Source organism: Acinetobacter towneri (assembly GCF_017498585.1).
GTDB classification, from domain to species: domain Bacteria; phylum Pseudomonadota; class Gammaproteobacteria; order Pseudomonadales; family Moraxellaceae; genus Acinetobacter; species Acinetobacter towneri.
Genome location: NZ_CP071766.1, coordinates 1,027,887 through 1,053,303, shown reverse-complemented (window position 1 = coordinate 1,053,303; position 25,417 = coordinate 1,027,887). Strand labels below are relative to the sequence as shown.

Here is a 25,417-nt window from a genome sequence, read left to right as displayed (position 1 = left end):
AATACAAAAAAGCAGAGCCAAAGTTCTGCTTAAGTTGTAACAAGTCAGGTTTAGATTTTACCGTGACACTGTTTATATTTCAGTCCTGAACCACATGGGCATGGCGAGTTACGGCTTGCAGGTGGAACAACCGTTTGCTCAGCAGCACTGTACTGTGGTTCTGATTCAAAGGTTTCGCCCGTTAAACCATCTACATCAGCATGTGAAAGATTAAGCTGCATCGCTTCTGCTTGCGCTTGCTGCTGTGCTTCCATCGCTGCCAATTCTTCAGGTGTTGGGACATGCACACGCGAAAGATCGGTAACAACATCGGCTTTAATCACGCCCAACATATTCACAAACAAGTTAAAGGCTTCTTTTTTGTACTCTTGCTCAGGATTCTTTTGTGCATAACCACGTAAATGAATACCTTGACGCAAATAGTCCATCGCCGCCAAGTGATCTTTCCAGTGACGATCAAGTGAACTGAGCATAAAGTGGCGTTCTAGCATCGCAGCAGATTCATCACCCATTTGCTCACGACGTGCACGGTAACGTGTCACAATTTCATCGGCAATACGTTCAACCAAAGCTTCTTCATCTAGGCGACGATCATCTTCGAGCCATTGGTTAATTGGTAATTCGACGCCCAAATCATCACGCAAGGCACGCTCTAAACCTTCAATATCCCATTGATCATGAATCGATTCTGGTGGAATATAATTGGCGATCATACCTGTGACCACTTCACGGTGCATTTCTTCAATATAGTCTTGCAGCGTGCTTTCTGCCAGAATATCATCACGCTGTGAATAAATGATCTTACGTTGTTCGTTGTTTACGTCATCGTATTTCAACAAGTTTTTACGGATGTCGAAGTTACGTGCCTCAACTTTACGCTGTGCATTTTCGATAGAGCGTGACACCATTTTGTGTTCAATCGCTTCATCTTCCTGCAAGCCCATAGCACGCATCATTGCTACAACACGATCACCTGCGAAAATACGCATTAAGTCATCTTCAAGTGACAAATAGAAACGTGACACGCCTGGGTCACCCTGACGACCTGCACGACCACGCAACTGGTTGTCAATACGGCGCGATTCGTGACGTTCTGAACCAATAATGTGTAAGCCACCTGAACTTAACACCATGTCGTGATTTTGTTCCCACTCTGCCTTTAAACGCGCTTCATCTTCAGGGGTTGGGTTTTCAATTTTGGCTAGCAGGGCTTTCCAGTTACCACCTAGCAAAATATCTGTACCACGGCCTGCCATGTTCGTGGCAATAGTCACCGCACGTGGTGAGCCTGCTTGCGCAATGATGTCAGCTTCGCGTTCGTGTTGCTTCGCATTCAATACTTCGTGCTGAATACCTGCTTCACGCAGTTTATCCGATAAAATTTCTGAAGCTTCAATGGTCGCTGTACCAATCAGAATTGGTGCGACACCCGCTTCATGCACGCGTTGAATTTCTTGAATAATCGCGTTGTATTTACCAGTACGGTTTAAATAAATTAAATCGTTTTGGTCATTACGAATCATTGGTCGGTGCGTTGGAATGATGACCACATCAAGACCATAAATTTCTTTCATTTCTGCAGCTTCAGTGTCTGCAGTACCCGTCATTCCCGAAAGCTTTTTGTATAAACGGAAATAGTTCTGGAAGGTTGTGGTCGCTAAAGTCTGGTTTTCAGGCTGAATTTCTAGACCTTCTTTCGCTTCTACCGCTTGGTGCAAACCTTCTGACCAGCGACGGCCAGGCATGGTACGACCTGTGTTTTCATCGACAATAATCACTTCACCATCATGGATGATGTAATGCACGTTGCGTTGATACAAGAAGTGCGCACGAATAGCTGCAGATACGTGATGCACCAAATTCAGGTTAGATGCAGAATACAGACTTTCGCCTTCTGCCAATAAACCCATTTGAATTAATTCATTTTCTACCGTTTCATAACCAATTTCGGTCATTTCTACAGTACGTTGTTTTTCATCAATCCAGAAATGTCCACCATCGGCTACTTTTTCTTCTTTTTGTGCATGCAATTTTGGCGGAATGGTGTTGATTGCTGCATATAACTGCGATGAGTCATCACTTTGACCAGAAATGATTAATGGGGTACGTGCTTCATCAATTAAGATCGAGTCCACTTCATCAATAATGGCATAAGTCAGACCACGCTGTTTTTTCTCACTCAGCGAGAACACCATGTTGTCACGCAAGTAGTCGAAACCAAATTCGTTATTGGTACCGTAGGTAATGTCTGCGCGATAAGCCTGTGCTTTTTCAGTCGGGTCTTGCATGGAATAGATAATGCCAATGCTTAAACCTAAAAACTCAAATAAAGGGCGGTTGAGTTCGGCATCACGCTGTGCCAAGTAGTCGTTCACAGTAATGACGTGCACGCCCTGACCGCTTAAAGCATTTAAATAACAGGCCAAAGTTCCCATTAGGGTTTTACCTTCACCTGTACGCATTTCTGCAATTTTACCTTCATGCAAGGTAATACCACCAATCAACTGCACGTCATAGTGACGCATGCTCATGACACGTTTGGCGGCTTCACGACATACTGCAAATGCTTCTGGTAATAATTTATCTAAACTTTCGCCTTTGTTATAACGTTGTTTGAATTCTTCGGTTTTTGCAGATAAGTCTGCATCGCTTAAGGCAGATATCGTCGGCTCGAGCGCATTAATCTTGTCTACGATTTTACGCATGCGTTTGAGTTCGCGCTCATTTTTAGTACCGAAGATTCCTCCGATCAGACTTGCCAACATGAATAAACTCTCTAAATCTTGCTTGTCAAATAAATAGGTTTTTCTTAGTGGTTATTATGGTGCTAGAAATTTGAAGTACAAGGGTTTTGCACAAAAACCTATTAAAAATTCCAATCTCTACTTGCCATTTCTCGCTGCTAAGTAGCAGTTAATGTAACAAATTTCGAGCGGACGATATATAGCAATCACACATCAATCTATTTTGAAAATGCAATAAAAATGACACACCATATTCAAATTATTCATAAGCACATACAAAAACACTATTTAATTCTGCAAAAGGAATGGCGCATAGTAGTACGCATACATCACACAACAAAACAAGACAGAGGTACACAATGACTATTCGCTTAGGTGACATCGCACCCAACTTCACACAAGATTCAAATGAAGGCCCAATTGATTTTTATGAATTTTTAGGTGACAGCTGGGGCATTCTATTTTCGCATCCTGCCGATTACACACCTGTCTGCACCACCGAGCTAGGCTATACCGCAAAACTGAAAGATGAATTCAGCAAGCGCAATGTCAAAGCGATTGCACTTTCTGTAGATGATGCTGAATCTCATAAAGGCTGGATTCAAGATATTAACGAAACTCAAGATACAACGGTTAATTTCCCAATTCTTGCTGACCAAGATCGTAAAGTGTCTACCCTGTACGATTTTATTCACCCGAATGCCAGCGAAACACTGACTGTCCGCTCATTAATCATTATTGATCCAAATAAAAAAGTACGCTTGATCATTACTTATCCTGCTTCTACAGGACGTAATTTCCACGAAATTTTACGTGTCATTGATTCACTACAACTGACTGACAATTACAAGGTTGCAACGCCTGCCAACTGGCAAGATGGTGAAGATGTGGTCATTGTGCCTGCCATTCAGGATGAAGCGGAACTTAAAGAACGCTTCCCAAGTGGATATAAAGCCATCAAGCCTTATTTACGTTTGACCAAACAACCGAACCGCACTTAATTAAGTGTTACATGAGCAAGCCTATCTTCGGATAGGCTTTTTACAATCAAAGCATTTGAAACACGCCTAAACTCAATCAGCATTAAAAAAGGATTTAACCCAAAAGATTAAATCCTTTTTAATAAACATTTTGATCGAATGATCTAGTCGCGTTTATCTAACGGTACCCAGTCAATCACCCATGCAGATTTCATATTCAAACTTGGGTCTGCGGTAATTTTCTTGCGGGTTGCATCTGCAGCATCACGGTCTTTAGATGGCCCAACCATAATCCGAACCCCTTTAGACGTTGGACTTTGGGTGACTTTATAACCTTTGGCTTTCAGTTTTGCCGCCAAAGCATCGGCATTGGCTTGGTTAGCAGCCAAAGCCACTTGTACCATCCACTGCTTATCACCTTCTTCCAATAACTTACGTGCTTTTTCAGCTTCAGTCTTTTTCTTGGCTGCTTCTTCAGCTTTGCGTTTTTCCTCAGCTTTACGCTTATCTTCGGCAGCCTTACGTTCTGCTTCTTTTTTCGCTTCAGCGGCTTTGCGCTCTTGTTCAGCTTTACGTTTTGCATCGGCTTGGCGTTGTTCTTCCGCTAAACGTTTTTCTTCTGCAATGCGTTTTTCTTCCGCTAAACGCTTTTCATCTGCTGCTTTTTTCTCTGCAGCACTACGCTCTTGCGCAGCTTTTAACTCAGCAGCTTTCTTGGCATCCGTTGCCTTTTGCTGCTCTAACTTCTTTTGCTGGGCGGCTTTTTCTTCAGCCAAACGCTTTTGCTTGGCTTGTTCATCTTCGACCAATTCAGGCGGAATATTGTCAGAACTTTGCTGCTGACCAGAACGCAATGCATTTAAGGCAGCATATTCTTCTGCAGCTTTACGCGCTGCTTCAGCTTCTGCCTGTTGTTGCATCGCTAAAAACTCAGCTGCACGTGCTTCTTGCTCCGCTACTGCTTTTTCACGCGCACGGCGCTGCTCTTCAAGCAGACGCTGCTCGGTTTGCACATCGACAGTTAAAGGTTGCAATTGCACCATTTCTGCCTGATTGGCATTTTTATGTTGAACTTGTTCGGCTTGGCTTGGGGTTTTCACATTATTTTGATGTATTTCTTCTTGCCCTTTTAAAAGCAATGCTGCCAATAAAACACCACCACCTAATAAAACAACGCCACCCATCCAGCGCTGTTTGTTATTCATTGACATTCTTCCAAATACTCCCATACCGCTTCTAAGGTATGAAATGATCCACATACCAAAATCAGCTGATTATTTTTTGTTTCATCCAGTGCTGATTTAAAAGCCAATTGTATACTGTCGAAGTGTTGTATTGTTTCGCCTTGCAAAGCCTGATCCAAAACCGTGATCTCTGCCGCACGAGGCACATTTAATGTGGCAATTTTCCACATTACGACACTATCTTTCAATAACTCAACCACAGAATTTATATCTTTATCTGCAAGCATTGAAAAAACACTGACCACTTCAGTGTACTGTTTATTGTAATTTAAGAAATTGCGCAATTGCTTTAACAAAAATTCAACGCCATGCGGGTTATGTCCTGCATCAAAAACCACGGTTTTGCCCTGAATTTGACGAATTTCAAAACGTCCCGCCAATTTGGCCGTTTGAATACCTTGTGCAATTGCGTCTTGGGTAATTTCTAAACCACTGTGCAAGACTGCTGCCACAGCCGTTGAAATATTATCGAGGGCTAAACTGCCTGTTGGAAGTTTTAAGGTACAACCCGATGCAGCAAACATCCATAACTGACCATCTTGCATATCCCGATAAAAATAATCACGATTCAAGACAAACAAAGGTGCATTGCAGGTTGCTGCTTTGTCGTGAATAGCTTGAGGCAAATCTTGCTGACCTGCAAAAATGACAGGAATGTTAGGACGAATAATGCCTGCTTTTTCATAGGCAATTTTTTCGATGCTATCGCCTAACCAATCGACATGATCTAAACCGATATTGGTAATAACCGCCACATCAGGATTGACGACATTGACCACATCTAAGCGTCCGCCTAAACCGACTTCAAGCACCCACACATCGCAGTCACGTGCTTTAAAAATCACAAAGGCTGCCAAAGTCGTGGCTTCAAAGAAAGATAAACTCAGATCGCAATCACGTCGTGCTTGATCGACTTGCACAAAAGCATCAATCAAACTTTGGTCATCGACCTCGACACCTGCTAATTTGACCCGTTCATTAAAACGGTAAATATGCGGCGATTGGTACAACCCAACCCGATAGCCCTGCGCATTTAAAATAGCCGCTAAAGTGGTTGTGGTTGAGCCTTTGCCATTGGTTCCCGCAACCGTAATGACTTTAGCTTTAGGATGGGTTACACCCAATTTTTCTGCAACGGGAATGACCCGTTCCAAACCTAAATCAATACCCGTAACGTGAACATGGCTCCAATAATTGAGCCATGTGTTTAAATCATCGGTTGCAAGAGGTGCTGTGTTCAAGGCAAGTTCATCAGTTTCGCAAGAATACGATAAACTGTATCACGTAATGCATGACGATGGACAATTTGATCGACCACACCATGATCAAGTAAGTATTCTGCACGTTGGAACGGTTCTTCCAGTTTTTCACGTACAGTTTGCTCAATGACACGTTTACCCGCAAAACCAATCATCGCTTTAGGTTCTGCAATGTGCACATCACCCAGCATCGCCAATGATGCAGTTACACCACCATATACAGGATGTGTTAATACTACGATGTAAGGTAAGCCTGCTTCTTTCATACGTTGAATTGCTGCAGAAGTACGCGCCATTTGCATTAATGACAACATGCCTTCTTGCATACGCGCACCGCCCGATGCTGCGAAGCAAATTAACGGTTGTTTTTGCTGAATCGCACGTTCAGCAGCTTGCACAAAACGGTCACCCACTACGGTACCCATTGAGCCGCCCATAAAATCAAACTCAAATGCACAAGCAATGACTGGCATATCTTTTAATAAGCCCTGCATCACCACTAAAGCTTCGGTTTCACCCGTTTTCTTTTGCGCTTCAGTCATACGCTCAGGATAAGCTTTGCTGTCTACAAATTTGAGTGGGTCTTTGGCAGAGAATTCTTGACCTAATTCGTTTTGCACTTGGTCAAAGAACCAAGTTAAACGCTCACGCGCTTTCATACGTAAATGTTCATCACATTGTGGGCATACATAAGCGTTGAACGACATTGCCGTACGTGTCACCAAGGCATGACATTCTGGACATTCAATCGTTGGTTCAGTAAAGATCGCTTTTAACGCTTGTTGCTCATCTGGTGTTTCAATACCAGGTACACCACGTGCAGTCCACGGCGTCGATGGGCTTAGAATTTTCCCTGTTTTCACTTCTTGACTCATACTAACTCATCGAGCGCAGCTCGAAGCTCCTTCACTTTATTAACCGTTGCAATGACGGCTTGTTCTGGTGCTAAGCTCGCAAATTGTTTTACAAAAGCACTTCCGACAATGACTGCGTCGGCAGCCGCGCCCATTGCTTTGGCAGATGCAGCATCACTGATGCCAAAACCCACACCCACAGGCACGTTGGTTACAGCTTTAATCTGTTGGATGCGGGTTGCTGCTTCTGCAACATCAAGTGTTGCTGCACCCGTCACGCCTTTCAAAGAAACATAATAAATAAAGCCACTGGCTTGGTTTGCAACAAATTGAATACGCTCTGGTGTAGAAGTTGGCGCTAACAAGAAAATTTGATTCATCCCATATTTATTCAGGACTTCATCAAATTCTTGGGCTTCTTCAGGTGGTAAATCGACCAGAAGTACACCATCGACACCACAGTCATGTGCATATTCAACAAACTTTTCATAACCAATGACTTCTACAGGGTTTAAATATCCCATCAATACCACAGGAGTTTCCTGATCTTTTTGACGGAACTCTTTGACCATGTTTAAAGCATCTAGCGTATTGGTTCCACCTGCCAACGCTCGCTCTGCAGCGAGGGCAATTACTGGACCATCAGCCATTGGGTCTGAAAACGGCAAACCTAATTCAACGACATCTACCCCTGCCTCGACCATTTGATGTAACAACGGAACTGTGACTTCTGGATGAGGGTCACCTGCCATAACATAAGAAACCAAGGCCTTACGCTGTTGAGATTCAAGCTGTGCAAATCGTGTGGCTAAACGTGACATAGGGTTGTATTTTCCTTGAATGATTAAAACTGAGACATTTGCTATTGTAGAAATACAAATTGACCCATTGTAACGCTATTTTTTACTCAATGAATAGCGCACAGGCATGAGTTGCTGCATTTCTGTTTGCAAAACGATTTATTCAGAACAACCGCGAGGCTACATTTACTGATATTTGCGCTTTTTTCTCAATGATCAAAGATGCCTAATTTTGCCTGCTTATCGGTTTTTGAAACTTGCTCAATCGTGCTTTTAAATTTAAAAATATTGATAAAAATAAACAACTTCAGGTTTTATCTTAGGCTTTATCAACCTTGCAAAAGCTGATTCGGTCATGGCTACACACAGCTTATTTTCAATCTCTTAGCGCGAAATCACCTGTTGATAATGAGCCAATCCATACTATTTATGGCGTATTTTGCTGTAGAGAAAGTGCATCCTCAGCTTGCTGCAACTGCTGTTTACGTTTTAGCAAGGTCTGTCCTGTACAGGCTTTATAGGCACGCGCCAAAGCCGATTGGTCTGAATAACCCAACAACTGTGCAATATCGCTTAGGCTCACATTTTGTCGCAGTAAGTTTTCACAGCGCTGCATCCGTTCTATTTCAAGAATCTGTTTAAAACCCGTACCTTCCTGTTTAAGCTGACGCTGTAACGTACGCCCTGAACGAAATAAACGCTGCGCCACCCATTCAATGCTCGGCACTTGCTGTTCATAACGTAAATAATGCGCCACCTGCTCTTGGACTTGCTGCTGCACGGTTTCTAATTGTGGTTTTAACGCAATCGCATCTTCAGCTTGTTTGGTGAGTAAATGAATTAAAGAGGGATCGGCTTGCTGTGGTTTTAAACTGAGGCTTTCTAAATTTAAAACAATTTGATATTCCGCTTGCTTAAATAAAACCTTACAACCATAAAACTTTTCATAATGCAGCATCGCCATACGCGGTGCATGGGCAAAATGAATCTCCCGTATCGGAGAGTGTTGAAAATCAAAAATTTGCATGGCCAATTGAGTCATACAGGCAAAAGTCATTTCATGAACCAAGCTGTATTTTTCATCCACCAACGGCCATGATAAATATAAAGCATCTGGTTGTTGTTCCAGTCGCATCGGTACGGCTGCCGTACCATCTACCACCAAACGACTAAAACGCATCATATATTGAAGGGCTTCTGCAACACTATTACTACGCGATGCCATATAGCCGAGCACACCAAAATGTTCAGGCTGAATATAACGCGCCAATTCAAAAACAAGCGTTGGACAATCTAAAAACTGAATACTGTGTTGGATGATCTCATTAAAAAATTGATAAGACGATTGGGTATCCATAGGCAATGCCAACACATGCTGTAAATGCTGCAATTGTGCAGGCGAAAATCCAAGCTGCTCAGGAACTCTGCCCTGTGCAGATAAATAGCGTAACCAAAGTTGATAATAGCCATTTGGAATTTGAATTTCGCTCATGTGCTTGCTCATTTTGACATGCATCATTTTCTTTTGTCGTTTAATGTATAAAAACTGGCAAATACTGTCAAAACAAATCTGCCAAAGCCCGACATACTGCAAACAGGATTGACCAGAGTGAAATAAAATAAAATGAATGCACTTGTCCAATATCATGCTGCGCCCATAGTACGCAGCAATCTCGATTTTAAATTAGCCGATGTGCCGCGTTACTGGTTTGCAGGTGACCCGTTTTTAACCCGCATGTTTGATGCTTTGAGCCTGACTTTTCCTGATGGCGAGCGTTATTTCATTCAATCGGTACGTTTGTTCCGTGATCAAATTCAAGACCCAGACTTAAAACAACGTGTTGCCGATTTTATTCGGCAAGAAGCTCAGCACGGCATTGCACACGACAAAATGAATCAGGTTATGAAAGATCAAGGCATGCCTGTAGATCAGTTTATTCAGCGTCTAAACAAAGTGTTTAAGTTTGAACTGAAATATCGCTCGCCCCAATACAACATCGCCATGACAGCGGCTGCGGAACATTTAACTGCACTTATGGCAGAAACTTTTTATGGCGAAAAAGACACGCTACAAGATGCACATCCTTATGTCCGCGCCTTATTTGCATGGCATGCGATTGAAGAAATGGAACATCGTGATGTGGCGTTTGATGTGATGCAACAGGTGGGCAATGTGCCTGAAGTGACCCGAAAAATGGCGTTGGTGCTGACCACAGGTTTAATGTTCGGATTTACCCTGTACCGCGCCAATGTCATGCTGAAATGCGATGGGTTTAATCGTATCCAGCGCCTTAAAATGAATGTACGTGGCTTGCAATGGCTGTTTGGCAAACAAGGGAAATTACGCAAAATGCAATCACAATATCGTGATTGGTTTAAACCTGACTTTCACCCTAGCCAACATCCAATCATCGCGCAATATGATGTCTGGCTTGAGACTTTAGCGCAAACAGGCGACCCAATTCAGGCAGGTGAAGCATTTTGGCAGGCAGGAAAATAAAGCTTTTGGTTTTGCTTGGCTTTTAACCAATGAACACCTAAGCATTGCTTAGCTTTATACAAACTTGCCTCTAATATCTTTATATAAAGTAAGGCATAAGGCAATGCTGAGTCATATCTTATTATTTCTTATTTATGAGTGACCAACACAGTTTAAGCGTAAGAGATCGCTGTTACTGTTACAGCTCCATCTCCTACGCAGAAAAAGGTTTTAGTCCTGATTCATAATAAAAAAGTATTGGCGATAATATTTCAGCTCAGCAATCGAATCACGAATATCATCCATCGCCAAATGCGACGCATTCTTTTTCAAACCGCTCATAATTTCTGGACGCCAGCGCTTTGCCAACTCTTTCACTGATGAAACATCCAAATTACGATAATGGAAGTACTGTTCCAATTCAGGCATTAAACGGTGTAAAAAACGGCGGTCTTGGCAAATTGAGTTGCCACACATTGGCGATGTTTTAGGATTGACCCATTTTTTTAGAAACTCAATGGTTTGCTGCTCTGCATCCTGCGCAGTGAGTTTGCTGCGACGCACACGCTCAATTAAGCCCGATTGTCCATGCTGACGTGTATTCCACTCATCCATGGCATTTAAAATACGATCAGGTTGATGCACAGCCAGCACAGGACCTTCTGCCAAAATATTTAAATGATCATCGGTCACAATGGTAGCCACTTCAATAATTTGGTCGTTATCGGTATCTAAACCTGTCATTTCCAAATCAATCCAAATGAGGCGAGTATCAGGCGTGCTGCTCATAAATGTGCAATCTTATTCGGCTTAAAAACAGCATAGTAGCAAATTTCTTGCTTCTTGGCTGTAACTGTGCCCCCGCTTCATGCTATTTTTGCCATCCTGAGTTCATGGTTTTTTTAGGATATGAATGGCTTTAATTCGTAAGCGTCGATTGACTGAACAACAGCAACGTCGAATTGAAAAACAACACAAGTCACGTCAGGCAGACATTGACACTTCACATGATTTAGAAGGCTTGGTGGTACAACACTATGGTCGTCAATTAGAAGTGCAGGCTTTATCTGTTCCTGAAATTCATCCTGAAAAACCTGTGGTGCACGCAGGTGAGCCTGAACCGTTTTGGAAACCTATCGAAATAGGCAGCATTTGGCGTTGTCATACTCGCACCAATTTAGAATTATTGGTGACGGGAGATCGGGTCAAATGGCAAGCCGATCCGAATACAGGTTTAGGGATTATTACCGCGATTCATCCACGCCAATCTTTATTGACCCGACCTGATCGTTATCACAAAGTTAAACCTGTTGCCGCCAATATCAGTTTGATTGTGATTGTTTTTGCGCCTTTGCCTGAACCTGCACCGGGCTTGATTGACCGCTATTTGGTTGCTTGTGCCGATGCCGATATTCCCGCCTTATTGGTCTTAAACAAATCTGATTTGCTCAAAGAAAACGACCCGATTTTAGACTTGCTTAAGGAATATCAAGACTTGGGGTATGAAGTCATGCAAACCCAGTCCGATGCGAATTTAGAGCATTTGGCGGCACGTTTGGCAGGTGAAACGGTGGCTTTTGTTGGACAATCGGGTGTGGGGAAAAGCTCGCTGATTAATGCCATCGTGCCTGAAGCGGCGCAAAAGACCAATATCATTTCAGAAAACTCAGCACTTGGACAACACACCACAACCTCTACCCGCTTAATTGGCTTTGGAGATGGTGCAGCCTTAATTGACTCACCGGGGATTCGTGAATTTGGTTTATGGCACTTAAGCCAAGATAAAATTCAAAATGGTTTTCCTGAAATTGAAAACCTGCTGGGGCATTGCCAATTCCGCAACTGTACCCATAAACATGAAAAGCAATGTGCGCTGCGACTGGCTGCTGCAGAAGGTGAAATATTATCGCGTCGTTTAGACAGTTATTTAAGACTGTGTGATGAAATTGCCGAAGCGCAACAAAAAAATTAATTTTATTATGGCGCTGCCCTTGAAGCGGTGTTTTTGATCGCCATATTTATACGCTATACTCTTGAACAATTTTGACATTGTAATTAGGTGACTTGTGGAACGTTGGTTCGAATTTATGGGGAATCATCCCTTCTTATTTGGGACGCTGGCTGTATTGGTAGTGTTGTTCTTTGTGTTAGAAGGTCAACGCAATGGTCGCAAAATTTCCCCACAATCTTTGGGTATTTTAGTCAAAGCTAAAAATGCCATGTTGATTGATTTACGTGATGCCAAAGATTTCCGTGAAGGTCATATCAGTGGTAGCCGCAATATTCCCTATAGCCAAATTACCAAGCATGTTGAAGAGTTAAAAACCTCAGATCGCCCATTGGTCTTTATCTGTAACTTGGGTCAGGTTGCAGGCAGTGCTTTACAACAGGTCGCACATACCGATGCCTATCGTTTAGATGGCGGTATTAGCAACTGGAAAGCACAAGGTTTACCTTTAGTAAAAAGCAAATAGTTTTACCCAATATTTTTCGCAAGGAGAACAATCATGGCTGAAGTCACTATTTATTCAACGACTGTATGTCCATACTGCATTCGTGCAAAACAACTCCTTGAGCGTAAAGGCGTTGCCTATAAAGAAATTAATTTGTCGAATGAAGCGCCTGAAGTACGTGTTGAATTAATGCAACGTACCAATCATCGTACCGTTCCACAAATTTTCATCAATGACCAATTTATTGGCGGCTTTGACCAATTATATGCGTTAGATCGCGAAGGCAAGCTTGATCAATTATTGGCATAAACATAACACGATAACCAACTCTTAAGGATTTAACATGAGTGAAGAACAACAAGCTCAACCACAATTGGCATTAGAGCGTATTTATACCAAAGACATTTCTTTTGAAGTTCCTGGGGCACAAGTATTTACCAAAGAATGGCAGCCTGAATTGAACATCAACCTGTCATCTTCTGCAGAAAAAATTGATCCAACCCACTTTGAAGTAGCATTAAAAGTTGTGGTTCAAGCCAACAACGCAGGCGATACTGCATTTATTGTTGATGTTACCCAAGCTGGTATTTTCCTGATTGATGGCGTTGAAGAAGAGCGTTTACCGTACATTCTTGGCGCATACTGCCCGAACATTTTGTTCCCATTCTTGCGTGAAGCAGTGAATGATATGGTTACCAAAGGCAGCTTCCCACAATTATTGTTAACGCCAATCAACTTCGATGCCGAGTTTGAAGCCAATATGCAACGTGCTCAAGCCGCTGCAGCTGAAGGTCAAGCTTAATTCGCGATTGGATATAAAAAAACCGCTGAAATTTCAGCGGTTTTTTATGTCATCCGTTTGCTGATGGACGATCAAAATTAAAAATCATCATCCTGAGATGGATCTCGATACAAGGCATCATGAATCGCTTCGACCAATTGCTGCGCAATTTCCTGTTTCGAGGCTTTTTCCAAATCGCGTTTTTCCATACGGTAGCTTTCGGCAAAAAATACCGTCATGGCATTTTCATCGGAAGCAAAACCAATATCGGCACGGGAAACGTCATTGCAGGCAATCATATCTAGCTTTTTCGCCACCAACTTGCCTGCTGCATACTCTTCTACATTGCGGGTTTCTGCAGCAAAGCCAACCATAAACGGACGTTTTTCCTGTTGTGCAATGGTCGCAACAATATCAGGGTTTTTGACCAACGCCACATTCAGCTCATCGCCTAATTTTTTAATTTTGTGTTCCGCAATTTCTGCCACGCGGTAATCTGCCACCGCGGCTGTAGCGATGAAAATATCACAGCCTTGTTCAAGCATCTGCAAACTGGTATCTAGCATTTGAATTGCAGAAGACACATTAATTCGCTGTACCCCATTTGGCGTATCTAAACTAACTGGGCCTGCAATAAGCGTGACTTTTGCCCCTGCTGCATAACAGGCTGCAGCCAAAGAAAAACCCATTTTGCCTGTACTATGGTTAGAAATATAACGCACAGGGTCTAAAGCTTCGCGGGTTGGGCCTGCTGTAATGGTGACATTTTTGCCTGCCAACATGCCAAATTTTTCCACCAAAGCACGCTGTGCCTGATGAAAATACTGCGTCACCTGATGCGCCAAATCTTCAGGTTCTGGCATACGCCCTAAACCAACATCTCCACAGGCTTGTTCGCCCGCATCGGGCATAATTACATGCACGCCATCTTCCACCAAAGTGGTTAAGTTACGCTGTGTGGCTTTGGCTGCCCACATTTGCTGATTCATGGCAGGTGCAACCCAAACTGGTGCAGTGGTGGCTAAATATAAAGTACTGAGCAAATCATCGGCCAGACCTGCAGCAAATTTGGCTAAGGTGTCGCAACTGGCGGGCGCAACCAAAATTAAATCGGCCCACCGTGCCAATTCAATATGCCCCATGCCTGCTTCGGCTTCGGTATCTAATAATTCGGTATGTACTGGATTGCCTGACAGTGCTTGAAAGGTCAGCGGTGTAATAAAAGCTTGTGCCCCCTTGGTCATGACCACGCGAACACTAAACCCCGCATCCTTTAAACGACGCACTAAAATCGCACTTTTATAGGCCGCAATGCCGCCTGTCACAGCTAAAATAATGTTTTTATGAGGGAGGACGCTTAAATCGAAGCTCACAAATAAGCCACCTTTTTGTTGCAGTGGCGCTCACAATAGCATTAAATAATGTCATTCCCAAGAGATCTGTTGGGATTTAAGTTTCAAATTTAGAATAAAAAAGTCAAATAACAATGCATTTATCTATTAAACATTGGCCTGAACAAGAACGGCCACGTGAGCGTCTGATTCAAAATGGTGCTGCAAGTTTGTCCGATGCCGAACTACTGGCTATTTTCCTGCGCTCAGGCTCGCAACAACATTCTGCGGTGGAGTTGGCACGATTGCTAATTCAGCATTTTGGCAATCTCACTACTTTACTCGATGCACCCATTGCCGAGTTGTGTCAATTTCACGGCATGGGTAACAGTAAATATTCACAGCTCATGGCAGTTAAAGAACTCGGACGGCGTTATGTGGCTGAACATTTAAAACAAGATGCGCTAGAGCTTAGCAACTCCAAACGTTTGATGGAGTATTTGCGTTTTGAACTTTTGGGCGAAACCCAAGAAGTGTTTGCGGTACTTTGTCTAGATGCCTGTTTACGCAAAATCAGCTTTAAAAAGTTATTTTATGGCGCAGTGAATTCGTGTGAAATTTCTATTAATCAATTGCTGCGTTTTGCAATTAGCCAACACGCTACGGCGATTGTGATTGCACACAATCATCCTTTCGGATTGCCACATCCCTCACGTGCAGATTTAATCCTGACGCAGCAGATTCAGCAAGCCTGTCAGTTGCTAGAGCTGCGTTTGATCGATCACTGTATCATCTCAAGTGAAGGTAATTTTTCCTTTGCCGAACAACAACTGCTTAAATTTGAGCACACTTAAAATTTGCATATTGACAAAGCCTGCACAAGCACAGAAGATCATCAAAAAATTGTGATGATTCTAATAAAATGATAGTCGATCAACCCAGTGTATTTAACTTACTGTTTTCTTGGCGGGGCACGATTTTACCGAAGGTCTTACCGCCTTTGGGCGTGGTGATGTTGATCTCCACCATTATTGGCGGTTTGTCTTATATTGGCTATTTTCATTTTCCAGAATTGCCTTTGGTTGGCTTTACTTTAATTGGGGTGGTGCTGTCGATTTTTTTGGGCTTTAAAAACTCTGCCTGTTATGACCGTTGGTGGGAGGCACGTAAACTTTGGGGCATGCTGATTGCCAACGCGCGCCACTTTGACCGCGACTGCCGTATACTTAGTCAAGCACGACGTGAACGCGTCATTCAGCACGTCATTGTATTTGCCAATGTCTTGCGCGACCGCCTGCGTCATCAAACTGCCAATCCAACCGAGTTAATTCAAACCAGTGGCATGAGTCAGCAAGCAATTACCCAACTGTATCAACAAGCCAATGCACCGCAATACACGCTCAGTTTGATTCAATGGGAGTTAATGCAAGCACTTAAAGAGGGCGAAATTTCCGATATTATTTACACACAAATGAATCAACACGTCACAGAGCTGAGTTTGGTACTCACGGGTTGTGACCGTATTGCTACCACACCGCTCCCTTTTGCGTATTCAGTCCTACTTAACCGAACAGTGTACTTTTTCTGTTTTATGTTGCCCTTTAGTTTAGGGTCTACACTCGGATTGGCGACTCCGCTTTTGGTCGGTATTTTGGCTTATACTTTTTTAGGTCTGGATGCGCTCAGTTCTGAAATTGAAGAACCTTTTGGCACGCAAAGCAATGACTTACCTTTAGATGCCATGGTAAGAACCATTGAAATTGAATTATTGGGTACGTTGGGTAAACCAACGCCACCACCAATTCAGGCACAGGACAATAATTTGCTTTAGACCCTCTTCCCAACCTTCTCCCAGAGGGAGAAGGAGTTTTTATCCTTTCTAAATTTTAATAATGGATATCACATCTGCTTATATGAGAAGGTTGGGATGAGGGAGTTACTCAACAAAACTCTCCCAAATCCCAATTTGACCATCTTTCACCCGCGGAATATTGCCCAATTTAATCCACGGCATATTTTCACCATGAAAATCACTGCCGACAGATACTTTTAGACCATGTTCAGCAATCATGCGATCCACCATTTGACGGGTCGATGCAGGGTCAATATTAGGCGGCAATTCCACTGCATCACCCCCATATTTGGCAAAAATTTCAATCAAATAACGAATATTGGTCGCAGATAAATCATAACGGGTTGGATGCGCCAACACGGCAAAACCCTGACTGTCATGAATTACCCGAATCGTATCTTCCAAACTCAAGCCATCAAATTTCACATAAGCCTTTTTGCCTTCTTTGATGTATTTATCAAATGCTTGCTGCACACGCGTTACAATGCCTTTTTCTTGTAAGGTTTTGGCAATGTGCGTACGGGTAATCCGATCTGCTACGCCTTCGACTTTAAGAAGTACATCATTATAAATATCTTGTCCAATCAGCGGAGTGAGTAAATCACAAATTTGTTTGGCACGTTCTGCACGAATTTGTTTTTGCTGTTCCAGCAGCGCCTGTAAAGGTGCAGGATTTTGCATGTTTAGCGCCACCACATGCACGCTATAGCTTTTTTTAGTGGCAGGACGTGACCATTGACTGGAAATTTCCACTCCCGAAATAATCTTTAAATCTTGCCCCTGAGCCGCTTGCTCTGCCAAAGCCAGCCCATCCATTGTGTCATGATCAGTCAATGCCAAGGTATGAATGCCCTGCTGAATTGCCGCAGACACCAATTCTCCAGGTGACAAAGTTCCATCAGAAATATTACTGTGTGTATGTAAATCTACGCCGTGCATCACTTATACTATGTCATTTATTTGATCAGATTTAGATACTCTAACATGAAAGCACTTTTAGACTTTGTGCCCCTCATTATTTTCTTTTATTTATACAAAACTGTAGATCCAAAAGACACTAATCATCAATTACTACAACTCATCGGCTCTGCAGGCGGTGTCGATAACAACCATATTTTGGTGGCCACCACAGGTCTGATCATCTCGATGTTAGTGGTGTACGGCGCATTGTTTATCATGCAAAAATTCCGTTTAGATAAACAACAGTGGATTGTGCTGTTTATGACCGTAATTTTTGGTGGCGTTACTTTAATGTTAAGCGATGACTTTTATATTCGCCTGAAAGCTGCCATTTTAAACATTGTATTTGCAGGTGCTTTTTTGCTATCACCATGGTTCAGCAAAGACCGTAAACCACTGATTCAACGCTTATTTGGGCCTGTGTTCAACTTGACCGAAGCTGGCTGGAAAAACCTGAATTATACTTGGGCAGCCATGTTTGCAGTCATGTCTTTCCTACACGTATTTTTTGCATTTTTATTTATGGACGGAAAATATTGGGGCGAATTCACTGCTTTTGGTGACATGATTGTGATGTTTTCCTTTATCATTGTGCAGTTTATTGTATTGCGCAAATACTTTAAAACATCTGAATAATTTCTGATCTGCGATATTCGAGAGTAACTATGCCTTTATTTGTTCTGAGTTGTACTGACCGTGAAGGTACACTGGAAAAACGTCTTGCGACCCGTCCTGCACATCTTGCACGTTTGCAACAACTCGATGCCGAAGGTCGCTTAATTGTGGCGGGGGCAATGCCAAAAGACCCAAGCAATCCACAAGCAGGCTTTTATGGCAGCACCATGATTGTCGATTTTGACAGTCGTGAAGCACTCGATGCATGGCTACAAGACGAACCTTTCTTAAAAGAAGGTGTATATAGCCACATTGACGTTAAGCCATTCAATAAAGCATTCCCTCAAGGATAAGCGCTATGCGTTTCGTTGTTGCCAGTGTTGTTGCTGTTCTGCTCAGTTCACCTGTATATGCAGTTGAGCCAGCCACAACCACACCTACTGCACCTGCTCCTGCTGCTGTGACCAACACGGCAGCTGTAGCAACAGCCAATGGGGTTACTCCTGCACAAGATAAACCTTTGACTGCAGAACAAATTGCCAAAAATAAAGCCCTTCAAGAAGCTAAAACCAAAGCCTTGATTAAAGATCAAAGCACACGTTTACAACAACTTGAACAAGCGAATCTCGATGCTTTGGCACAGAATCAGGAACTGCAACTTAAAAATGATAATTTAGGCGTGCAAGTTCAAGTACTGCAAAGTGAACGCAGTGCGCAAATGTTTTTATACGGTGCTGCAACACTCGCGGTTGGCGTATTGCTCGGCTTCTTAATTGCTAGCTATGTCTATACCAAACGTCGCCGCCAATGGTAAGGTGAGCATTCACCTCTTGATTTAAGGTACTCTGGTTTTGTTTCAGCCTATTCAAACTGCCGAGCTGGATTGGCAACTGGTCGATGGTATTGATGTGCCCATTTCCAAACAATTTGGCGATGTGTATTTCTCTAAAGACAACGGTTTATTAGAAACACGGCATGTGTTTTTACAGGGCAATGACTTACCCATCCGTTTAGCAGCGCTGAATAATTTTGAATATTTTTGTGTAGGCGAAACAGGCTTTGGTACAGGCTTAAATATTTTAGCGCTTTGGCAATTATGGCAACAGGTACGTCCCAATAATCGCAGCCATTTACACGCAATTTCTGTCGAAAAATTTCCACTTTGCAAAGCCGATCTTATACGTGCCTTAGCGGCTTGGCCCGAACTCAGTCATCTGTCTGAACAGCTGATTCAGCAATACCCTGCCGCTATTGCAGGCTGTCATCGTTTAAACTTTCCAGATGAACGCTTTAGCCTAGATTTATGGCTAGGCGATGCTCAGGAAGTTTTTCCTGTCATTGCTAAAACTGCTCCTGTCAATGCGTGGTTTTTAGATGGCTTTGCACCCGCCTGTAACCCCGATATGTGGCAGGAAACCGTGCTCAACCCGATTGTAGCACTGTCCGATTATGGCACGACTTTTGCCTCATTTAGTGTGGCAGGCGTACTCAAACGTGGCTTAAAACAACACGGTATTCACATCACCCGCCCACGCGGTTTTGGGCATAAACGGGAAATGCTGAAAGCCATCTGGCAAGCGCCTGAAATAGAGCCAATATCCGATCAGAACGAAACTCAAATTACAACAAATACCACAACAAGCAACCAACAGCGCCATATTGCGATCATAGGCGCAGGAATTGCGGGTTTAAGCTGTGCGTGGGCATTTTCCCAACGAGGGCATCAAGTCACGCTCTATGACCAAACAGCGCCACTTGCAGGCGGTTCTGGCAATCCTTTGGCACTCTTAAACCCAAAACTTTGCCCAATTCATCAAAGTGCTGATCATTTAATGACTTTGGCATGGCAACATGCTTTAAATCACTATGCCGCATTCAAAGCATTTCGTCCGTTGCAGATTCATCAACTGGCACTTAAACATGCCGATGAATTGCTGGATTTAGCCACACAATACCCAAAAGGTATTTTAGCAGCACAGAGTGCAACCGAACTTACGCCACAAAGCGACTTTGCCAGTTTAAGCTTATTGCAAGCAGGAGCAGTTTCTCCACATCAACTGCGTGATGAAATTCTTGCGCATCCGCACATTCAGTTTCAGCAAGCTCAAATTAAACAAATCACCACGACAGCACAGCAACTGATCTTACACAGCGTAGATACTGAACTTGGAGTGTTTGATCATGTCATCGTCTGTGCAGCGCTGCAAAGCGGTGCTTTTTTTGAGCATTACCCTGTGCTTAAACCCATTCGTGGGCAAGTTAGCTGGGTAAATAATACAGATCAGGCTTTGCCATTATCACAAGCCTATAGCTATGGCGGCTATTGCATGCAGCTCAATGCCGATCAACTGATTTTAGGTGCATCGTTTTATCCAAATCGGGAAGATTGTGACGTCTTGGCAGAAGACCATGTGCATAACTACGAACTTATCCACAGTGTCTTTCCTGCGTATGCCGAAAACTTAGCACCCGTAGATACTTGGCAAGGTCGCGCTTCGCTACGCGCCCAAAGTAAGGATTATTTTCCCCTACTTGGCAAAATGCGTGATGATCAGGAAATTTACAGCTTTGCAGGACTCGGTTCTAAAGGCTTTTTATTTGCCCCGTTGTGCAGTGAAATACTGGCGGCACAAGTTTTAGCAGAAGCCTGCGCTGTACCTAAAAACTTAGTACAAAAACTGGCAGCTACACGTTTTCAGAAAAAGGTGAAAACCAAGAAGCCTTATTTTAAAGCTCCTCCACCTTCAAGCTAACGCTCGCTTAGAGAAAATAGAAATAAAACGATACCCAACAAAAAAGCGCCTTACGGCGCTTTCTTCATATTGATGATACTTAGTGACCTTGTTCCAAAGGCATGCCTGCGTCGCGCGCAGCACGTGTACCACCCATTAAAACCACATATTCACGTGAGCTGTCCAAACCTTCTAGTTTTTCCGCTGCACGTGGGGCTTTACTTCCGCCACCACATAAAATGTAAATGGGTTGATCCGCCGACACCTGAGTAAGACTCTCTGCTGATAGATCGTTAATTGGCTGATTCACAGCACCTTTAACATGAGCTTCTGCATAAGCACTTGCATCACGTACATCCCAGATAATCGCGTCAGCTGGGAACTCAAATGTTGTAATTTCTTGTTTACGGATCATTGCGCACTCCTTTGATGTAAAACAACACTTGGCAAATGAAGAAAACATCCCTAGCATCTCAGATATTGTTTCCATTTGCAAAGGTCTTCATTATGCCTTCTTTCGATATTGTTTCTGAATTAGAACTTTTTGAAGTGAATCATGCGGTTCAAAACACACAAAAAGAAATCGGTACTCGTTTCGATTTTCGTGGTCAGGATGTTTCTATCGACCTCAATGAAAAAAACAAAGAGATTAAAATCTCCACTGAAAGTGATTTCCAATGTGAGCAAGTGTATACCATGCTCGAAAATCACTTCTATAAGCGTAAAGTCGACATTCAGGCGCTTGACCCACAAAAAATGACCGCATCAGGTAAAAATGTGATTCAAGTGATCAAACTTAAAGATGGTCTTGACTCAGATACCGCAAAAAAAATTAACAAAGCCATTAAAGACAGTGGCATTAAAGTGCAATCTTCTATTCAGGGTGACAAAATTCGTGTGACCGACAAGAAACGCGACACATTGCAACAAGTAATGGCGTTCTTGAAAGAGCAACAATTTGGTCTGCCACTGCAATTTAACAACTTTAAAGATTAATTTGGGGATGTCATGACACCAACCAATCGCTTAAACAAACTGGTCAAAGCAACATCAAAATTGCCGAAAGGCATTCAAAGCCGCCTTTTGAGTCAAGCCTTTGGTCGTGTCGTGCCGATGGTGGGCACTGCGAAAATTCGCTATCAAGAAGTAACCCCATCGCAAGTGGTGGTCAGTCTTGCCAATCATAAAGCCATGCAGAATCATATTGGACAGGTACATGCCTGTGCTATGGCGCTGTTGGCTGAAACTGCCACAGGTTTTGTAACTGCCATGAATGTGCCTGATAGTGCCATTGTGCTGATTAAAAGCCTGAAAGTGGACTTTAAACGTCCAACTCAAGGTGCAATGACAGCCATTGCCACACTCAGCCCAGAACAGCAACAACTCATGCACAGCACCGACAAAGGTGAAACACTGGTCAATGTCAGTGTGATTGATGAATCAGGCGAAGCTCCGATTCAGTGTGAAATGTTGTGGGCATGGGTGTCAAAAGCACATTTAAAGCAGAAACAAGCCTAACGCCTGTTTCCTCTCCAAGAAAAAATCCCAGCTACTGTGCTGGGATTTTTTTCATTACGATGTTTGACTAGCTTGATACTTATGATGCTTGACTAGCCTGAGCTTCTAAAAACTTCTGTTTGGCTTCTTCAGGAATCTGACGTTTTGAGCCTTTGACATCAACCGCAACAAAGGTAAATACCCCTTCGGTAACACGCACAGCTTCACGTGAATCATCATGGCTGTCCCACACTTCAATTTGCATTTGAATTGAAGTATTGCCCACTTTCAAAATTTTGGTGTAGCAACTGATCACATCGCCCACTTTTACAGGCACCAAAAAAGTCATTTGGTTAATGGAAATCGTGGCACAACGTCCTTTACTAAAACGCTCGGCATGAATCGCACCAGCCAAATCCATCTGTGAAACGATCCAGCCTCCAAAGACATCTCCACTCCAGTTGGTATCTGCTGGCATGGCAATTGTTTGTAGGGAAAGCACTCCCTCTGGTTTTGCATGAGAATCTGACACGTTCACTCCGGACATTTGCATTAAATTAGCACGAACAGTGCATTAAGACTGGGCGTTGAGTTGCTGATCCAACCACTGTTGTAATTCAGTCGCTCGTAGCGCGCCGCTTATTCTAGCAATTTCATTGCTTTTATTCATCAATACCAGTGTTGGAATACTGCGCACATGGAATGCACTGCTTAAGCGTGGATTGGCCTCGGTATCAATTTTGGCAAACACCACCTGCGGATTTTGCTTGGCAACTGTTGCAAAATGTGGTGCCATCATCTTGCAAGGACCACACCAGTCCGCCCAAAGATCAATCAGAATAGGTAAGTCACTATTTTGAATAAAATTACTGAAATTTTGCTCATTCAATTCAATGGGTGCAAGCGGAATCAGCGCTTGATGACACTGCCCACATGCAGGATTGGCAGATAATTTATCTTCAGGTACACGGTTTTTTGCACCGCATTCAGGGCATACAATAATCATTTACTGAACTCCAAACAGTTGCTGTAAAAACTCTAATTGGGTCTGAATGACTTTTTTAAACCATTCACCATGATAAATATCAAAATGTTGCATATCCCACTCTTCATATTGCACATAAGGCGCAATATTGGTGGCCGTTTCACGGCTCGATTCAATTGGAATCAGGCTGTCACGCTGTGCAGCAATAAATAACACAGGGATGTTGATTTGCCGCACTTCTTGAATGGGGCGATAACGAATCAAATTAAAAAACACCCGAGCAGGAATTTCCCCACTCCAGTAATGATCGGGGTTCACAATTGACATATAACCTGCATAACTGTCTGTGGTCGGTAAAAAACACAGTTCTTTTTGCGCCACCACTGCAAGCGTTTTGGGCGACATCCCTACCTTTGCTCCCATATAGTCCTGACTGGAGATTTTTAGGGCTTTCGGAAGTTGCTGCAAAGGATATAACTTGGCACTTTCCGCACCATCTACAAAAGGCACTTGTACCATGACCGCGGCAATATTGTGTAAGCGTGAGGCCAAACTCAGCACATATCCGCCACTCAGTGAAGTTCCCCACAGAATCATACGTTTGGCATCAATCGACTTACGTTCCGCAATATGTGAAATCATGCTGCGCCAGTCATCTAACTGCGCCTCTATGGATACCAACTCACGTGGACGCCCTGTACTTCCGCCCCAATAGCGATAATCGAATAGCACCACGGCATAGCCTGCCTGAGCAAAGTGTTGTGCATATTGCACCAATTTAAAATGACGCAAGGCTGCTAGACCATGCGCCATCAGAATCACCGCGGGTTTCTCTATAGATTTAGGGCGATAAAAGTCTGCAGCAATCACCTCGTGATCACTTTTGACATATAAAGGCTCGACCGTATAGGAATGCATAAGCGCTCCATTGCGTTATTTTATCGTTATCGTCGTTATAAATATTTCAGAACATTCTGCTCTTGAATCTGCTTAATGCTATCATAAAGCATATTGTCATGAATAAAATGATGGAGTATTCCCATGTCTGAACAAGTCGGTTTTGCGGGTCAAATTGGTCCTGAGCATGTGAGCCAAGTTGTAGAGAAAGGCTTTAAGTCAATTATTAATAACCGCCCAGATATGGAAGGTGGTGCTGAGCAACCAACCAGTGCGCAAATTGAAGAAGCTGCACGTGCAGCAGGCTTAGATTATGTCTATCAACCTGTGGTGTCGGGTCAAATTACTGAAGTCGATGTGCGTACGTTTGCCAATCACTATAACGAATTGCCAAAACCTGTGTTGATGTTCTGCCGCACGGGTAACCGTTCAAACAACTTATTCCAGTTAGCAAAACAAATGGATTTGTTGGATGACTAAACCCATCCTCAAGTATGTATTTTGCTGTATTCTGATCTGTAGCAGTATCCCGCTGAGTCACGCTCAAAACGATGTTCAGACTTTAAATACCAAAGTCAGTGTTGCAGGTCAGATGAATGCTGCCAAATTTTCACAGTTGATGCGGCAAGGTTTTAAATCTGTAATTGTGAACCGTCCCGATCAAGAGATGGGCAATGCAGTCAAAGTGAGTGAATTACGCAATATTGCTGAAAATTCTCAGATCAGTGTAATTTATCAACCCGTTAGTAGCGGTAAAATTTCTCAAACAGACATTCTTGAATTCGCTAAATATTATAATGAGCTTCCAAAATCCATTCTGATGATTTGTCGTAGTGGCGCTCATTCTAGTGCGTTATTTCATCAAGCAAAATCTCAAGGTTTGTTGCATGAATAAAGTTGTATTTATGATGATGTGTGTCTTGGCGCTGAGTGCTTGTAGTTCTATGCAAGTAC

Annotated in this window: 29 protein-coding genes; 16 read left to right on the top strand and 13 right to left on the bottom strand. The window is 43.0% G+C overall.

The annotated features are described in order from the left end of the window. Positions 1-50 precede the first annotated feature (50 nt). Positions 51-2,765, bottom strand: coding sequence for a preprotein translocase subunit SecA (gene secA / locus J4G44_RS04975; protein WP_167845788.1), 2,715 nt, complete (start codon positions 2,763-2,765; stop codon positions 51-53). 338 nt (positions 2,766-3,103) lie between these two features. Here secA and J4G44_RS04970 point away from each other — a divergent pair, with 338 nt between their 5' ends. Continuing rightward, positions 3,104-3,745 (top strand): peroxiredoxin, encoded by a 642-nt coding sequence (locus J4G44_RS04970; protein WP_136144594.1) that lies wholly within the window; start codon positions 3,104-3,106, stop codon positions 3,743-3,745. A gap of 143 nt (positions 3,746-3,888) precedes the next feature. On the opposite strand, the gene J4G44_RS04965 is transcribed toward J4G44_RS04970, so the two are convergent. The 5 genes from J4G44_RS04965 to J4G44_RS04945 form a co-directional block, all read right to left on the bottom strand. Continuing rightward, positions 3,889-4,935: an SPOR domain-containing protein gene (locus J4G44_RS04965; RefSeq protein ID WP_373683427.1), complete on the bottom strand. Its 1,047-nt coding sequence runs from the start codon at positions 4,933-4,935 to the stop codon at positions 3,889-3,891. Then, positions 4,926-6,209, bottom strand: a complete 1,284-nt coding sequence (gene folC, locus J4G44_RS04960; RefSeq protein WP_207973900.1) for a bifunctional tetrahydrofolate synthase/dihydrofolate synthase — start codon at positions 6,207-6,209, stop codon at positions 4,926-4,928. The genes J4G44_RS04965 and folC overlap by 10 nt, the downstream gene beginning before the upstream one ends. Next, positions 6,206-7,102 carry an acetyl-CoA carboxylase, carboxyltransferase subunit beta gene (gene accD / locus J4G44_RS04955; RefSeq protein ID WP_004976262.1) on the bottom strand — a complete coding sequence of 299 codons (897 nt, stop codon included), beginning with the start codon at positions 7,100-7,102 and terminating at the stop codon, positions 6,206-6,208. The genes folC and accD overlap by 4 nt, the downstream gene beginning before the upstream one ends. Continuing rightward, positions 7,099-7,902 carry a tryptophan synthase subunit alpha gene (gene trpA, locus J4G44_RS04950; protein ID WP_004976260.1) on the bottom strand — a complete coding sequence of 268 codons (804 nt, stop codon included), beginning with the start codon at positions 7,900-7,902 and terminating at the stop codon, positions 7,099-7,101. Before trpA ends, accD begins: the two co-directional genes overlap by 4 nt. 406 nt (positions 7,903-8,308) lie before the next feature. Next, positions 8,309-9,373: an AraC family transcriptional regulator gene (locus tag J4G44_RS04945; RefSeq protein ID WP_104853059.1), complete on the bottom strand. Its 1,065-nt coding sequence runs from the start codon at positions 9,371-9,373 to the stop codon at positions 8,309-8,311. 132 nt (positions 9,374-9,505) lie between these two features. Between J4G44_RS04945 and J4G44_RS04940 the strand changes: the two genes are divergently transcribed. Further along, on the top strand, positions 9,506-10,381 hold the full coding sequence (locus tag J4G44_RS04940) for a metal-dependent hydrolase (protein ID WP_207973899.1): 876 nt from the start codon (positions 9,506-9,508) through the stop codon (positions 10,379-10,381). A gap of 210 nt (positions 10,382-10,591) precedes the next feature. Here the strand turns inward: J4G44_RS04940 and orn are convergent, their stop codons facing one another. Beyond that, positions 10,592-11,149, bottom strand: coding sequence for an oligoribonuclease (gene orn / locus J4G44_RS04935; RefSeq protein WP_004976254.1), 558 nt, complete (start codon positions 11,147-11,149; stop codon positions 10,592-10,594). 124 nt (positions 11,150-11,273) lie between these two features. Between orn and rsgA the strand changes: the two genes are divergently transcribed. The 4 genes from rsgA to secB all read left to right on the top strand — a co-directional run bounded on the left by rsgA (position 11,274) and on the right by secB (position 13,615). Next, positions 11,274-12,332, top strand: coding sequence for a small ribosomal subunit biogenesis GTPase RsgA (gene rsgA / locus J4G44_RS04930; RefSeq protein WP_096902409.1), 1,059 nt, complete (start codon positions 11,274-11,276; stop codon positions 12,330-12,332). 94 nt (positions 12,333-12,426) lie between these two features. After that, entirely contained in the window at positions 12,427-12,834 is a 408-nt protein-coding gene (locus J4G44_RS04925; RefSeq protein WP_004976250.1) for a rhodanese-like domain-containing protein, read from the top strand. Between the two features lie 33 nt (positions 12,835-12,867). Next, positions 12,868-13,122, top strand: a complete 255-nt coding sequence (grxC, locus tag J4G44_RS04920; protein ID WP_004976247.1) for a glutaredoxin 3 — start codon at positions 12,868-12,870, stop codon at positions 13,120-13,122. Between the two features lie 34 nt (positions 13,123-13,156). After that, complete coding sequence (gene secB, locus J4G44_RS04915; RefSeq protein WP_004976246.1) at positions 13,157-13,615, top strand: protein-export chaperone SecB; 459 nt, start codon at positions 13,157-13,159, stop codon at positions 13,613-13,615. A 77-nt stretch (positions 13,616-13,692) separates the two neighbouring features. Here secB and coaBC read toward each other — a convergent pair whose 3' ends face one another. Beyond that, complete coding sequence (coaBC, locus tag J4G44_RS04910) at positions 13,693-14,967, bottom strand: bifunctional phosphopantothenoylcysteine decarboxylase/phosphopantothenate--cysteine ligase CoaBC (protein WP_004976244.1); 1,275 nt, start codon at positions 14,965-14,967, stop codon at positions 13,693-13,695. A gap of 113 nt (positions 14,968-15,080) precedes the next feature. Between coaBC and radC the strand changes: the two genes are divergently transcribed. Next, positions 15,081-15,779: a RadC family protein gene (gene radC / locus J4G44_RS04905; protein WP_104853058.1), complete on the top strand. Its 699-nt coding sequence runs from the start codon at positions 15,081-15,083 to the stop codon at positions 15,777-15,779. Positions 15,780-15,847: 68 nt separating this feature from the next. After that, positions 15,848-16,756, top strand: coding sequence for a bestrophin family protein (locus tag J4G44_RS04900; RefSeq protein WP_004976242.1), 909 nt, complete (start codon positions 15,848-15,850; stop codon positions 16,754-16,756). A gap of 105 nt (positions 16,757-16,861) precedes the next feature. Here the strand turns inward: J4G44_RS04900 and J4G44_RS04895 are convergent, their stop codons facing one another. Next, on the bottom strand, positions 16,862-17,716 hold the full coding sequence (locus tag J4G44_RS04895; protein WP_131261955.1) for a PHP domain-containing protein: 855 nt from the start codon (positions 17,714-17,716) through the stop codon (positions 16,862-16,864). Between the two features lie 45 nt (positions 17,717-17,761). Here J4G44_RS04895 and J4G44_RS04890 point away from each other — a divergent pair, with 45 nt between their 5' ends. From J4G44_RS04890 to mnmC, 4 genes are read left to right on the top strand one after another with little or no spacing between them, the layout of a single operon-like run. Then, positions 17,762-18,373, top strand: a complete 612-nt coding sequence (locus J4G44_RS04890; protein ID WP_004976239.1) for a septation protein IspZ — start codon at positions 17,762-17,764, stop codon at positions 18,371-18,373. Between the two features lie 29 nt (positions 18,374-18,402). Next, positions 18,403-18,705 (top strand): YciI family protein, encoded by a 303-nt coding sequence (locus J4G44_RS04885; protein ID WP_004976238.1) that lies wholly within the window; start codon positions 18,403-18,405, stop codon positions 18,703-18,705. 5 nt (positions 18,706-18,710) lie between these two features. After that, on the top strand, positions 18,711-19,166 hold the full coding sequence (locus tag J4G44_RS04880) for an SH3 domain-containing protein (RefSeq protein WP_004976237.1): 456 nt from the start codon (positions 18,711-18,713) through the stop codon (positions 19,164-19,166). A 37-nt stretch (positions 19,167-19,203) separates the two neighbouring features. Beyond that, complete coding sequence (gene mnmC, locus J4G44_RS04875) at positions 19,204-21,105, top strand: bifunctional tRNA (5-methylaminomethyl-2-thiouridine)(34)-methyltransferase MnmC2/FAD-dependent 5-carboxymethylaminomethyl-2-thiouridine(34) oxidoreductase MnmC1 (protein ID WP_207973898.1); 1,902 nt, start codon at positions 19,204-19,206, stop codon at positions 21,103-21,105. A 79-nt stretch (positions 21,106-21,184) separates the two neighbouring features. Here the strand turns inward: mnmC and J4G44_RS04870 are convergent, their stop codons facing one another. Beyond that, positions 21,185-21,499: a rhodanese-like domain-containing protein gene (locus tag J4G44_RS04870; RefSeq protein WP_004976235.1), complete on the bottom strand. Its 315-nt coding sequence runs from the start codon at positions 21,497-21,499 to the stop codon at positions 21,185-21,187. Positions 21,500-21,591: 92 nt separating this feature from the next. Between J4G44_RS04870 and J4G44_RS04865 the strand changes: the two genes are divergently transcribed. Together J4G44_RS04865 and J4G44_RS04860 are read left to right on the top strand one after the other, a co-directional pair. Next, the gene (locus J4G44_RS04865) at positions 21,592-22,080 is read left to right on the top strand and encodes a YajQ family cyclic di-GMP-binding protein (RefSeq protein WP_004976234.1); all 489 of its coding nucleotides are present in this window, start codon (positions 21,592-21,594) and stop codon (positions 22,078-22,080) included. A 12-nt stretch (positions 22,081-22,092) separates the two neighbouring features. Continuing rightward, the gene (locus tag J4G44_RS04860) at positions 22,093-22,602 is read left to right on the top strand and encodes a DUF4442 domain-containing protein (protein WP_104853054.1); all 510 of its coding nucleotides are present in this window, start codon (positions 22,093-22,095) and stop codon (positions 22,600-22,602) included. Positions 22,603-22,681: 79 nt separating this feature from the next. Here the strand turns inward: J4G44_RS04860 and J4G44_RS04855 are convergent, their stop codons facing one another. The 3 genes from J4G44_RS04855 to J4G44_RS04845 are packed head-to-tail and all read right to left on the bottom strand — an operon-like array spanning position 22,682 to position 24,484. Then, positions 22,682-23,128: an acyl-CoA thioesterase gene (locus tag J4G44_RS04855; protein ID WP_218618957.1), complete on the bottom strand. Its 447-nt coding sequence runs from the start codon at positions 23,126-23,128 to the stop codon at positions 22,682-22,684. Between the two features lie 27 nt (positions 23,129-23,155). Next, positions 23,156-23,587 (bottom strand): thioredoxin TrxC, encoded by a 432-nt coding sequence (gene trxC / locus J4G44_RS04850; RefSeq protein WP_104853053.1) that lies wholly within the window; start codon positions 23,585-23,587, stop codon positions 23,156-23,158. Beyond that, positions 23,588-24,484 (bottom strand): alpha/beta hydrolase, encoded by an 897-nt coding sequence (locus J4G44_RS04845; RefSeq protein ID WP_180112901.1) that lies wholly within the window; start codon positions 24,482-24,484, stop codon positions 23,588-23,590. 123 nt (positions 24,485-24,607) lie between these two features. Here J4G44_RS04845 and J4G44_RS04840 point away from each other — a divergent pair, with 123 nt between their 5' ends. Together J4G44_RS04840 and J4G44_RS04835 are read left to right on the top strand one after the other, a co-directional pair. Then, entirely contained in the window at positions 24,608-24,943 is a 336-nt protein-coding gene (locus J4G44_RS04840) for a protein tyrosine phosphatase family protein (protein WP_096902417.1), read from the top strand. Next, complete coding sequence (locus tag J4G44_RS04835) at positions 24,936-25,358, top strand: protein tyrosine phosphatase family protein (protein WP_207973897.1); 423 nt, start codon at positions 24,936-24,938, stop codon at positions 25,356-25,358. The genes J4G44_RS04840 and J4G44_RS04835 overlap by 8 nt, the downstream gene beginning before the upstream one ends. Positions 25,359-25,417: the final 59 nt, after the last annotated feature.